The organism is Pseudomonas sp. ADAK7, assembly GCF_012935675.1.
Classification (GTDB): Bacteria; Pseudomonadota; Gammaproteobacteria; order Pseudomonadales; family Pseudomonadaceae; genus Aquipseudomonas.
In genome coordinates this window covers 3,120,958-3,133,137 of sequence record NZ_CP052861.1, presented here as the reverse complement: position 1 = coordinate 3,133,137, position 12,180 = coordinate 3,120,958, and the positions used below count along the sequence as shown (strand labels likewise).

Annotated in this window: 11 protein-coding genes; 2 read left to right on the top strand and 9 right to left on the bottom strand. The window is 60.9% G+C overall.

The window, feature by feature from the left end; all coding sequences use genetic code 11:
- Positions 1-24: 24 nt before the first annotated feature.
- From HKK53_RS14655 to HKK53_RS14640, 4 genes are all read right to left on the bottom strand, one after another.
- Positions 25-402, bottom strand: a complete 378-nt coding sequence (locus HKK53_RS14655; protein WP_169371406.1) for a hypothetical protein — start codon at positions 400-402, stop codon at positions 25-27.
- Positions 403-476: 74 nt separating this feature from the next.
- Positions 477-1,286 (bottom strand): putative RNA methyltransferase, encoded by an 810-nt coding sequence (locus HKK53_RS14650; RefSeq protein ID WP_169371405.1) that lies wholly within the window; start codon positions 1,284-1,286, stop codon positions 477-479.
- Positions 1,286-2,437, bottom strand: coding sequence for a succinyl-diaminopimelate desuccinylase (gene dapE / locus HKK53_RS14645; RefSeq protein WP_169371404.1), 1,152 nt, complete (start codon positions 2,435-2,437; stop codon positions 1,286-1,288). The genes HKK53_RS14650 and dapE overlap by 1 nt, the downstream gene beginning before the upstream one ends.
- Before the next feature lie 196 nt (positions 2,438-2,633).
- On the bottom strand, positions 2,634-5,225 hold the full coding sequence (locus tag HKK53_RS14640) for a glycosyltransferase (RefSeq protein ID WP_169371403.1): 2,592 nt from the start codon (positions 5,223-5,225) through the stop codon (positions 2,634-2,636).
- Positions 5,226-5,438: 213 nt separating this feature from the next.
- Here HKK53_RS14640 and tcdA point away from each other — a divergent pair, with 213 nt between their 5' ends.
- A complete protein-coding gene (gene tcdA, locus HKK53_RS14635) occupies positions 5,439-6,254 on the top strand; it encodes a tRNA cyclic N6-threonylcarbamoyladenosine(37) synthase TcdA (RefSeq protein ID WP_442962285.1) in 816 nt (271 codons plus the stop codon).
- A gap of 127 nt (positions 6,255-6,381) precedes the next feature.
- On the opposite strand, the gene HKK53_RS14630 is transcribed toward tcdA, so the two are convergent.
- The 4 genes from HKK53_RS14630 to HKK53_RS14615 all read right to left on the bottom strand — a co-directional run bounded on the left by HKK53_RS14630 (position 6,382) and on the right by HKK53_RS14615 (position 9,556).
- Entirely contained in the window at positions 6,382-6,786 is a 405-nt protein-coding gene (locus tag HKK53_RS14630; protein ID WP_169371401.1) for a SufE family protein, read from the bottom strand.
- On the bottom strand, positions 6,783-7,988 hold the full coding sequence (locus tag HKK53_RS14625) for an aminotransferase class V-fold PLP-dependent enzyme (protein ID WP_169371400.1): 1,206 nt from the start codon (positions 7,986-7,988) through the stop codon (positions 6,783-6,785). Before HKK53_RS14625 ends, HKK53_RS14630 begins: the two co-directional genes overlap by 4 nt.
- Positions 7,989-8,125: 137 nt before the next feature.
- Positions 8,126-9,160 (bottom strand): 2,3,4,5-tetrahydropyridine-2,6-dicarboxylate N-succinyltransferase, encoded by a 1,035-nt coding sequence (dapD, locus tag HKK53_RS14620; protein WP_169371399.1) that lies wholly within the window; start codon positions 9,158-9,160, stop codon positions 8,126-8,128.
- A 33-nt stretch (positions 9,161-9,193) separates the two neighbouring features.
- A complete protein-coding gene (locus tag HKK53_RS14615) occupies positions 9,194-9,556 on the bottom strand; it encodes an ArsC family reductase (protein ID WP_429513803.1) in 363 nt (120 codons plus the stop codon).
- A 167-nt stretch (positions 9,557-9,723) separates the two neighbouring features.
- Here HKK53_RS14615 and HKK53_RS14610 point away from each other — a divergent pair, with 167 nt between their 5' ends.
- Positions 9,724-11,355, top strand: a complete 1,632-nt coding sequence (locus HKK53_RS14610) for a Na+/H+ antiporter (protein ID WP_169371398.1) — start codon at positions 9,724-9,726, stop codon at positions 11,353-11,355.
- Here HKK53_RS14610 and HKK53_RS14605 read toward each other — a convergent pair.
- Complete coding sequence (locus HKK53_RS14605; protein ID WP_169371397.1) at positions 11,348-12,121, bottom strand: hypothetical protein; 774 nt, start codon at positions 12,119-12,121, stop codon at positions 11,348-11,350. The genes HKK53_RS14610 and HKK53_RS14605 overlap by 8 nt on opposite strands.
- Positions 12,122-12,180 lie beyond the last annotated feature (59 nt).

The window sequence follows — 12,180 nt, the reverse complement described above, 5'->3', positions numbered from 1 at the left end:
CTGGCGTTGTCAGGACCTGCTACTTCAAGCGGTTTTCCAGGTGATCTCTTCTTCACCATCAGCGCTGATGCGCATCCAGCGATCCGCCGTCTCTTCACCTTCTTCCTCGACCCACGTACCCGGCGCGCAACGTACTTCGACGTTCAGCGCGGTGAAGGCGGCGCGGGCGCAGGCGATGTCGTCTTCCCATGGGGTCTGGTCGCTTTCAAGGTACAGGCTGTTCCACTTGCCCACGGCTTTCGGCAGCCAGGTCACGGGTACGTTGCCGGCCTTGCACTTGTAGGTCTGGCCCTTCTTGACCCACTCACTGCACGGGCCCAACGCTACGCTGAGCCAATCGGCGACGGCTTTGTAGTCGACGTCGGCGTCTTTCAGGTAAATCTCGATATCGGGTTGGCGCATGGATGTCCTCACTGCGGTCTTGAAAAATCCATTCGCGGATTTAGCCGGCCTCAAGCTGTTGCTCGAGACCAAAATTATTGAAGTACGAAGTAATCGTAACGCATCGACACGGTGACCTCGAACGGCTCGACCTGCTCGATGACCGCCGCGCGCCGTTCGGCACTGGCGCGCCAGCCGTGGGGCGTCATGGCCAACAGGTTGGCACGGTCCTGGCCACTTTCCAGTATCAATTTGAATTCCAGGGTTTCACTGTGCGCCAGCGCCATGCCTTCCGGCACCAGGGCCAGGTGCTTGTCGTCGGTGTACTCACGGACTTCGTCGTACAGACTTTCGCGCAATTCCATCAGGTGGCCGCTGGTCGGGCCGACTTTCATCAAACCACCGCCGGGGCTGAGCAGCCGCTTGGCTTCTTCCCAGTCCAACGGGCTGAACACGCTGGCGAGAAACTGGCAACTGCCGGACGCCAACGGCACCCGCGCCATGCTGGCGATCAACCAGGTCAGCTCGGGGTTGCGTTTGCAGGCGCGTTTCACCGCTTCCTTGGAGATGTCGAGGGCGTAGCCGTCAGCATTGGGCAAGGCCTCGGCGATTTGCGCGGTGTAATAACCCTCGCCACAACCGATGTCGAGCCAGCGCTGCGGCGCGTACTGCGCTGCCAACTCGGCCAGGCGCTTGGCCACCGGCGCGTAATGCCCGGCGTTCAGGAAATCGCGGCGGGCCTCGACCATCGCCAGGTTATCCCCTGGATCGCGGCTGTTCTTGTGCTGCACCGGCAACAGGTTCAGGTAACCCTGGCGCGCGCGGTCGAAACGATGCCCGGCGGGGCAAGCGACGCCGTTGTCCACCGCGCTCAGCGGTTCGCTGCAGATCGGGCAGGCCAGCATCAGGCGAGCAACTTGATCAGGGTCTGGTAGTAGATTTCGGTCAGCACGTCGAGATCAGCCGCCAGCACCCGCTCGTTGACCTGGTGAATTGTCGCGTTGACCGGCCCCAGCTCAACCACTTGCGTGCCCATGGTCGCGATGAAGCGCCCGTCGGACGTGCCGCCGCTGGTGGAGGCTTTGGTTTCGCGACCGGTGATGTCCTTGATGCTCGACGCCACGGCATCCAGCAGGGCGCCCGGTTCGGTGAGGAACGGCAGGCCGGACAGTGCCCAGTCGATGTGCCAGTCCAGGCCATGCTTGTCGAGGATGTCGGCCACGCGTTTTTGCAGGCCTTCGACGGTGGATTCGGTGGAGAAGCGGAAGTTGAACACCGCCACCAGATCACCCGGAATCACGTTGGTCGCGCCGGTGCCGGAATTCACGTTGGAAATTTGGAAGCTGGTCGGCGGGAAGAAATCATTCCCGTGGTCCCAATGCTCGGCGGCCAGTTCGGCTAATGCCGGAGCAGCGAGGTGGATCGGGTTTTTCGCCAGGTGTGGATAGGCCACGTGGCCCTGAATACCGCGTACGGTCAGCTTGGCGCCGAGGGAGCCGCGACGGCCATTCTTGACCACGTCACCGACCAGAGTGGTGCTCGACGGCTCGCCGACGATGCACCAGTCCAGACGTTCCTTGCGCGCGGCGAGGCGTTCGATCACGGCTTTGGTGCCGTGGTGCGCCGGGCCTTCTTCGTCGCTGGTGATCAGAAAGGCGACTTTGCCTTTGTGATCCGGGTAGTCGGCGACAAAACGCTCGGCGGCCACGGTCATCGAGGCGAGGCTGCCTTTCATGTCCGCTGCGCCACGCCCGCACAGCATGCCGTGTTCATCAATCACGGCGTTGAACGGGTCGATCTGCCAGGCGGTCACGGGACCGGTCGGCACCACATCGGTGTGACCGGCGAAGCACAGCACCGGACCGTCGTGTTTACCGTGGGTGGCCCAGAAGTTATCCACATCTTCGATGCGCATTGGCTCAAGCATGAAACCGGCATCGCCCAGGCGCTGCATCATCTGCTTCTGGCAATCGGCGTCGACCGGCGTCACGGACGGACGGCGGATCAGGTCGATGGCGAGTTGAAGGGTCGGCGAAAGGTCGGCGTGGGCCGTCATGGAAAACTCCGGAAGCTCTTGTGTAGGAGCGAGGCTTGCCCGCGAAGAACGATAATGCGGTGTATCTGTTACACCGAGTCGCTTCATTCGCGGGCAAGCCTCGCTCCTACGGGGGTTAGGCTGGGGCGCGCAAAATGGCGGTTATCTTAAAGCAAAACGGCGGCCATTGGCCGCCGTTTAGTGCATCTGTACGGATTTAGACGGCTGGTAGCGGCTCAGGCTCGGCAGCCGGTTTCGGCAGCGAAGACAGGAACGCCATGATCAGCGCCGCCAGGTACGGCAGCGACTGCACCAACAACATGATCACCCAGAAGCGGATGTCGTTGCTCGGCAAGCCCTGCACCAGGAAGATCCCCAGCGCCGCGCCCCACAACAGCAGCATGATGAACACCTCTTCCCGCGCTTCCGAAATCGCCACCCAGAAGCCGTGGTTGTCGGCGTTTTTCGGCGTACGGAAGAACGGAATGCTGCTGGTGAAGAAGCCGTACAGCACCGCTTTGGCGATGGTGTGCGACAACGCCAAACCGGCCAGCGCCGCGCAGAACGCGTCCTTGAGGTTGACCCCGACCGCACGGCGATACAGGAAGATGATCTTGGCCACCTTGAACACGAACAGCGCCAACGGCGGGATCGCGAAAATCAGCAGCGGTGGGTCGACCCGTTGCGGCACGATGATCATCGCCGCCGACCACAACAGCGCGCCGACGGTGAAGAAGATGTTCATGCCATCCGCGACCCACGGCAACCAGCCCGCGAGGAAGTGGTAACGCTGGCCACGGGTCAGTTCGGTGTCCTTGCCGCGCAGCAAACTGGCGGTGTGACGCTTGATGATCTGAATCGCGCCATAAGCCCAGCGGAAACGCTGTTTCTTGAAGTCGATAAAGGTATCCGGCATCAGGCCTTTGCCGTAGCTGGTGTGGTAATACGCTGCCGACAGGCCTTTTTCGAACACCCGCAGACCCAACTCGGCGTCTTCACAGATGCACCAGTCAGCCCAACCCAGTTCCTCGAGCACCGAACGGCGGGTCATGGTCATGGTGCCGTGCTGGATGATCGCGTCACGGTCGTTACGGGTGACCATGCCAATGTGGAAGAAGCCTTTGTATTCCGCATAGCAGAGCTTCTTGAAGGTGCTTTCGTTCTGGTCGCGATAATCCTGTGGCGACTGCACCACGGCGATTTTCGGATCGGCGAAGTGCGGCACCATGTGCTTGAGCCAGTTCGGGTCGACGCAGTAGTCCGAGTCGATCACCGCAATCACTTCGGCATCCTTGGCGGTGTGCGGGATCAAGTAGTTCAGCGCGCCGCCCTTGAAACCAGCCAATGGGGCGACGTGGAAGAACTTGAAGCGCGGGCCGAGGGTTTCGCAGTAATCGCGCACCGGTTCCCAGACCGCCGGGTCCTTGGTGTTGTTGTCGATGATCAGGACTTCGAAGTCCGGATAGTCGAGGTTGGCCAGGGCGTTGAGGGTCTGTTTGACCATCTCCGGCGGTTCGTTGTAGCACGGTACGTGAATCGAGACTTTTGGTCGGTAGTCCGAATCTCCCACCACCGGCAGGAATTCTCGCCGGCGCTTGTGAGTCCAGACCGCTTCGGCCAGTTCATGGGCTTCAGTCAGCAACACGATGAACACCCCGAGCGCACCGAGGGCGAGCAAGAAGCCCACCGTCAGGCTGAACCAGGTGCTGTATTGCTGGCTGTAGTCATAACCGATCCACACCAGAACCGAACCGCACAAGAACGCGATAAAGGTCAGGAAGGTGCGGCCACGCTGGCGCAGGGCCGAGCCGTCGATCATCAGCAAGGTCAGCGACAGCAGGGCCAATACGGCCGAGCCGATCGCCAGCACCCGCCATTGCGGGATCGCGACGACTGGGCCTTCGAAGTTGAATTTCTGCTGGCGCGCGGCGTTGAACACGCCCCAATACGCGCCCACCGAACCTTCGTCCGTGGCTTTCCACGGCTGGTCAAACGCTTCGATCACGAAGTAGTTGAAGCCTTGGCGGTTAAGCTTGTTGACCAGGGTGCGCAGGTAGATCGCCTGGTCCGCCGGACTCGAATCGGTGCCGCCACGCATGCGGCCGTTGCTCGGCCAGCCAACCTCCGAAAGCAGCAGCGGTTTTTTCGGGAACATCTTTTTCAGGTCCCGGGCGCGGTCGAGGACGAACTGCCCGGCCTTGTCCACCGGGACGAATTCCCAGTACGGCAGAACGTGGGCGGCGATCAGGTCAACGTGCTTGGCCAGTTCCGGGTGCTCTTCCCAGACGTGCCACTGCTCGGACGTGGTCACCGGCACTTTTACGGCGGCGCGCACGCGGTCGAGGATGACGCTGAGTTCGGCGGCGGTAATTTCCTTACGGAAGATCGCCTCGTTGCCTACAACCACGCGAACCACGCTGCGGGAAGTGTTGGCCAGTTCGATGGCGCGCAGGATCTCGCGTTCGTTGCGCTCCTGGTCCGGGCTGATCCAGATCCCCAGGGTCACCCGCAGGCCGAACTCTTCCGCCAGCTTGGGAATGTCCTGCAGCGTGCCGTCGACCGAGTAGGTACGGATGTTGTCCGTCAGCTTGCTCATGATCTCCAGGTCGCGACGCATTTCATCGTCGGTCGGGAACTGGTCTTTCTGTGGGTACTGGCCTTGTTGAAAGGGCGAGTAGGAAAAACCGGAGATCTGTTCAGGCCAGTTGGGGGCGGTGACCGGGCGGTTGATTAGCGCCCAGAAGCCGGTAAACAAGGCTGCGATGGCGAGCACCACGACCAGGTTGAGTCCAAATTTACGCGATGACATAGCTTTTTCGGGTTCCAGAGGCTGTGGAACGAAGGAACGGTCGGCATGCTGCCAAGGGGCGCGCATCCTACACCGTGCTTTCCCTTACCGTACAGCAGGCAGGGAAAAGCCTCACATTTGGCACTGAAGTTTGTCTTAAGTTCTTACACTTGTAGCGTGAAGCTTAAAACTTGTCGCTGCGAAGCCCTATAATGCGCGCCGGTTTTTGGGGTAATGGTCATGAGTACAGAAGATCCGCGGTTTGCCGGCATCGCTCGGTTGTATGGCATCGAAGGCCTGGAGCGTTTGCGCGCGGCCCATGTAGCGATTGTCGGCGTCGGTGGCGTCGGTTCCTGGGCGGCGGAAGCCGTGGCCCGGTGTGGCGTGGGCGAGATTTCACTGTTCGATCTGGACGACGTCTGCGTCAGCAACGCCAACCGGCAGTTGCATGCGCTGGACAGCACCGTCGGCAAGCCCAAGGTCGAAGTGATGGCCGAGCGCCTGCGCGGGATCAACCCGGACTGCACGGTGCACACGGTAGCGGATTTCGTCACCCGCGAGACCATGGCCGAGTACATCACGCCGAACATCGATTGCGTGATCGACTGCATCGACAGCGTCAACGCCAAGGCTGCGCTGATTGCCTGGTGCAAACGCCGCAAGATCCAGATCATTACCACCGGCGGCGCGGGCGGGCAGATTGATCCGACGCTGATCCAGGTCTGCGACTTGAACCGCACGTTCAATGACCCGTTGGCCTCAAAAGTGCGCTCGACATTGCGCCGCGATTACAACTTCTCCCGCACCGTGACCCGCCATTACAGCGTGCCGTGCGTGTTTTCGACCGAGCAACTGCGCTACCCGAAACCGGATGGCAGCATTTGTTTGCAGAAGAGTTTTGTCGGCGATGGCGTGAAGCTCGACTGCGCCGGCGGGTTTGGCGCGGTGATGATGGTGACGGCGACGTTCGGCATGGTCGCGGCGACCAAGGCTGTGGATAAGATTGTGGCGGGTGTGCGTCGCCCTTCGGATCGGGTTAAACCTGCTTGAACCGTGATCGTTCCCACGCTCTGCGTGGGAATGCAGCCCGGGACGCTCCGCGTCCCTTTCGAGAGCTGGAACGCGGAGCGTCCCTTGAGGCATTCCCACGCAGAGCGTGGGAACGATCGGTCATCAGTTACTGAGCCAACTCATTCATCCGCTGTAACACGGCATTCAGGCCATTACTGCGCGACGGTGACAACTGCCGGCTCAGCCCAAGCTGACTGAACCACTCCGGCAAATCCACCTGCCGCAACTCAACCGCCGACAACCCATTAACTCGCGCCAGCAACAACGCCACCAACCCGCGAATCAACCGTGCATCGCTGCTGGCGCTGAATTGCCAGTGGCCATCCTGCAACGCCCCCACCAACCACACCTGGCTTTCACAGCCATGCACGCGGTTGGCATCGACCTTTTCCACATCGCTCAACGCCGGCAGACGCTCGCCCCACTGCATCAACAACCGCGCCCGCTGTTCCCAGCTTCCGGCCTGCTGAAAGGTTTCCAGCGCCAACACCGCATCGGCCGGCAAGCTCATCGCAGCAACTCCAGCGCCTGATCCAGCGCTTCAAAGAACCGCTCCAGATCCTCAGAGTCGTTGTACAGCGCCAGCGACACCCGAATCGCCCCGGCCAGTTCGAAGCTTTTGAGCAACGGCATGGCGCAATGATGACCGGCGCGCACGGCGATCCCTTGTTCGGTCAGCAAGTGCGCCAAATCAGAGTTATGCACACCCTCGACGACAAAACTGGCCAATGCGAGTTGCGGTTTGCCCAATAAACGAATGCCGTTACGCGCCTCAAGACCTTTGAACAAGTAGTCATGCAACGCGGCTTCATGGGCGCACACCGCGTCCTGATCCAGCCCGGCGAGGTAATCCAGGGTCGCCCCCAGACCAATCACACTGGCAATCGGCGGTGTACCAGCTTCGAAACCCAGCGGTGCAGGGCGGAAGCGCGCGTCGTGGTAGTTGGCGTCCAGCACCATTTCGCCGCCGAATTGCCATGGTCGCAGTTGTTCAAGGGCCGCATTGCGGCCGAACAGCACGCCCAGGCCATCGGGGCCGTAGAGCTTGTGGCTGGAAAACACGTAGAAGTCGCAGCCCAGCGCCTGTACGTCATGCCGGCCATGGACCACGCCTTGGGCGCCATCGACCACGGTCAGGGCGTTGTGCGTCTTGGCCAGCGCCAGCAACTCGGGCAGCGGTTGCCAGACCCCGAGCACGTTGGACAGCTGACTGACCGCCAGCAATCGGGTGCGCGGGCCGATCAACTGCGCGGCGGCTGCGAGATCGATCACGCCGTCGGCATCCAGCGGCAAGATCAGCAGTTTCAGGTCGCGACGCAAGGCCAGTTGCTGCCAGGGCAACAGGTTGGCGTGGTGCTCCAGGGCGCTGATGACAATTTCATCGCCCGGATTGAATACGTGTTCCAGGCCATAGGCCAGGAGGTTCAGCGCCGAAGTCGCGCCGTGGGTAAAGATGATTTGTCCGCAGTCGCCGGCGTTGAGCCATTGCGCGACTTTGCTGCGGCTGTCCTCGAACGCCTGGGTGGCGTGGGCGCCGGGCAAGTGTTGCGCCCGATGCACGTTGGCCGCGCCATTGGCGTAGTAATGCGCCAGGGCATCCAGCAGGGCTTGGGGTTTTTGCGTGGTGGCGGCGTTGTCCAGATAGGTCTGGTCTTGCCGTTGCAGAGCGGCGATGGCCGGAAAATCGGCGCGCCAGGGAGAGGCAATCATCATGCTATCGGGCCCTGTTAAACATGGGCGGGGTGTACCCCTGACCGTGTAGGAGTGAAGCTTGCTCGCGAAAGGGCCCTTAAGGACGCCAAAAGCTTCGCGGGCAAGCCTCGCTCCTACAAAGTACAGGTGCGTTTTGCTTAGTTGTGAGCGTGCAGCGCTTCGTTCAGTTCGATGGCCGATTTGTGGGTTTTGCATTCCACGGCACCGGTTTCCGAATTGCGGCGGAACAACAGGTCAGGTTGACCGGCCAGTTCACGGGCCTTCACGACTTTGACCAGTTTGTTGTGCTCGTCCAGCAGCGCAACCTTGGTGCCAGCGGTCACGTACAGGCCCGATTCAACGGTGTTGCGGTCGCCCAACGGGATACCGATACCGGCGTTGGCGCCGATCAGGCAGCCTTCGCCGACCTTGATCACGATGTTGCCGCCGCCCGACAGGGTGCCCATGGTCGAGCAACCGCCGCCCAGGTCCGAGCCCTTGCCGACGAACACGCCAGCCGAAACGCGACCTTCGATCATGCCCGGGCCTTCGGTGCCGGCGTTGAAGTTGACGAAACCTTCGTGCATTACGGTGGTGCCTTCGCCCACGTAGGCTCCGAGGCGGATGCGTGCCGCGTCAGCGATACGCACGCCGGCCGGCACCACGTAGTCGGTCATTTTCGGGAACTTGTCCACCGAGAACACTTCCAGCAGCTCGCCGCGCAGGCGGGCTTCCAGTTGATGCTCGGCCAACTCGGCCAGGTCGATCGCACCCTGGCTGGTCCAGGCGACGTTCGGCAGCAACGGGAACACGCCAGCCAGGTTCAGGCCGTGCGGCTTGACCAGGCGATGGGACAGCAGGTGCAGCTTGAGGTAAGCCTCAGGCGTGGAAGTCAATTGGGCGTCTTCAGCCAGAATGGTCGCGACCAGCGGCTTGTGGCTCTCGGCCAGACGGGTCAGCAACGCAGCTTGAGCAGCGTCGACGCTTTTCAGCGCTTCAGCCAATTGCGAGGCCTGAGCGGTGGTGAATGCGATGGCCTGGTTGCCATCGGTATAACCCAGCACTGGCGCAATGGCCGCGACCAGTTCGGCCGATGGGTTGAGCAGCGGCTGTGCGTAAAACACTTCCAGCCAGGCGCCTTGACGGTTTTGAGTGCCGACACCGAAGGCCAGGCTGAACAGAGAATTGGACATGTTGAGACCTCTAACAAAAAGGAACGGGCTGCCTTACTTGAGTGCGGCCGCGTAGATATCTGGCTTGAAGCCAATCAGGGTTCGGTCACCGAGATCAAGCACCGGGCGCTTGATCATCGAGGGTTGTGCGAGCATCAATTCGATGGCTTTCGCTTGGTCGAGATCGGCTTTGCGTTCGTCGTCGAGTTTGCGAAAGGTCGTGCCTGCACGGTTCAACACCACTTGCCAGCCGTGCTCGTCGCACCATTGGGTCAGGTGTTCACGGTCGATTCCGACCGCTTTGTAGTCATGGAAGTCATAGCTGACAGCGTGTTCATCGAGCCAGTTGCGCGCCTTTTTCATGGTGTCGCAGGCTTTGATGCCGAAAAGGTGCAACGTTTTACTTGAAACGGTCAAGGAATTGCCCCCTTTACAGGTGCTGGAAAAAAATGGTGACGGATTATGCCATGGCCTTCCGGTTTTGCGGTGTTTGTGGGCGATGCGACATTCGTGCAACGGCCAGCCGCCAGTCTAAGCGGCTAATATGGCACTTCAATGCTGTCGATTGCCTGGGAAAACGCTTTATGCAGACCGCCTACACCGTCCTGATCCTGTTGATGCTGGTCGGCGTTTCACGCCTGATCGGACGGGTGATCCCGCTGCCATTACCGCTGGTGCAAATCGGCGCAGGGGCATTACTGGCCTGGCCGACGCTGGGATTGCACGTGGCGCTGGACCCGGAGCTGTTCCTCTTTCTGTTCCTGCCGCCGCTGTTGTTTTCCGATGGCTGGCGCATGCCCAAGCGTGAATTGTGGCGGTTGCGCGGACCGATCCTGACCTTGGCGGTCGGTTTGGTGTTGTTCACTGTGGTCGGCGCCGGGTATTTCATTCATTGGTTGATCCCAGGCATTCCACTGCCGGTGGCGTTCGCGTTAGCGGCGGTGTTGTCGCCGACTGACGCCGTGGCGGTTTCGGCGATTTCCCAGAACCGCCTGCCGACGCCGCTGATGCACATGCTGCAGGGCGAGGCGTTGATGAACGACGCGTCGGGACTGGTGACCTTCAAATTCGCCCTGGCCGCCGCGGTGACCGGGGTGTTCTCCCTGGCCAACGCCAGTCTGACCTTCGTGCTGGTGGCGGTCGGCGGCCTGGCGATTGGTGTGGCGCTGAGTTGGCTGGTCGGCCGCTTGCGTGCCTGGATGATTGCCCGTGGCTGGGATGACCCGGCGACTCACGTGGTGTTCATGTTGCTGCTGCCGTTCGCCGCGTATGTGCTGGCCGAACGTCTCGGTGCTTCGGGCATTTTGTCGGCGGTGGCGGCGGGGATGATGCAAAGCTGGCTTGACCTGCTGCCGCGCCAGACCAGCACCCGCTTGCTCAATCGCAGTGTCTGGTCATTGCTGGAATTCGCCTTCAACGGCTTGATCTTCCTGCTACTGGGCTTGCAGTTGCCAGACATCATCAAGGCCGTGGCCAGCCACGAAACCTCGTTGTGGCCAACGCTGCTCTACCGCTGCCTGGACGTGGTGGCGATTTTCCTGGTGCTGCTGGTGCTGCGGTTTGTCTGGGTGCAGAGCACGTGGCGGATGTCGGGCCTGCTGCGGCGCTGGCGGGGCAAGGGTGAGTTGACGCTGGTGCCTACGGCGCGCTCCTGCTGGTTGCTGACGGTCGGTGGTGTGCGCGGCGCGGTGACCCTGGCGGGCGTACTGTCGGTGCCGCTGTTGATGGGCGATGAGGGGTTTCCCGAGCGCGACCTGCTGATCTTCATCGCCGCAGGAGTGATTCTGCTGTCGCTGATTGCCGCGTGCATCGCCTTGCCGCTGTTATTGCGCGGCATCGAGAAAAGTCCCGACGACAAGCGCCGCAATGAAGTGCGCGACGCCTGGCGCAAAACTGCCGAAGCGGCGATTCATGCGCTGGAAGTCGAAGAGGCCAAGCCGGCGGATGCGGCTGAAGCAGCGTTGGCGGCTGAACTCAAGGCGCGGATCATGTCCGAATACCGTCATCAGCTTGAGGTCTTCAATGACTCCGCCGAAGCCCAGGCCCTGGCGTTCCAGATGGATCTGCTGGAACGCCGTCTGCGCTTGAAGGCGCTGCGGGCGCAGCGCCTGGAGTTGTACAGCTTGAGTCGTCATCACCAGATTGGTGATGACGTATTGCGCGAAGTACTGGGGGAGCTGGATTTAAGCGAGGCCAACCTGGGCCAGGTCAAATAGCATCGGGGTAAGGATAGGCCTCGGCCATGAACGCCTTGTCCTTTTCACTGAGCACCAGGTTCAGGTCAATCTTGAAGTCGCCATGGGTCCATTCCTGACGGATCGCGTAGTGCATGATCGACTTCGGATCATAGGACGAGTGGCGGACTTCGTTGGCATCGAGGCGATTGAGGTAACGTTGCTTAATGAGGTCACGCACGTAATCGTAATAATCGTCGTCTTCCCCGTCTTCTTCGTAATCGTCTGCATTCCCGCCATGCGCCTCGTAGAGCGCGGGCTTGTTCCAGGGAATGTTTACCTCGGGGTGCTGGTGCTCATGTTGGGCGCCCAGCACATGGCCAAATTCGTGCATCACATTCGCGGCAAAAAATGCCGGCATGCGCATGTCCGGTGACAGGCCCATGGTGGCGCCTTCTTCCTGCAACAAGGCATCGGTGCCAACCGTCGACCAGTACGTGCCGGGCGTGCAACTGATGCGGATGTCGCCTGTTTCACCGTCGACGAAATCGAACTTCAGATTGACATGAGGCAGCCAGTTATTTGCGGCAGCTATGGTTGCATCCTTGAAGGCTTGATCACCGTTCAGAAAGGCGATGCGCAATGTGCGGCCCGGTGCCCAGAAGTGCGTATGTTTGACAGCCGCGCGCTTATTGCGGCGGGACCCGGATGTGGGGCCGCGATTTGCCGGGTTTTCAGCAATGGCGACCTCATAAGAGGCGTTGATGTCGTCGGCTACTTTAATCTGGCAGGGCAGTGCGTTGTTCATTGTGGACTTCCATGTACATGAAGACTGATGCCTGAGTCATTTCGGGCATTTAGCATGGA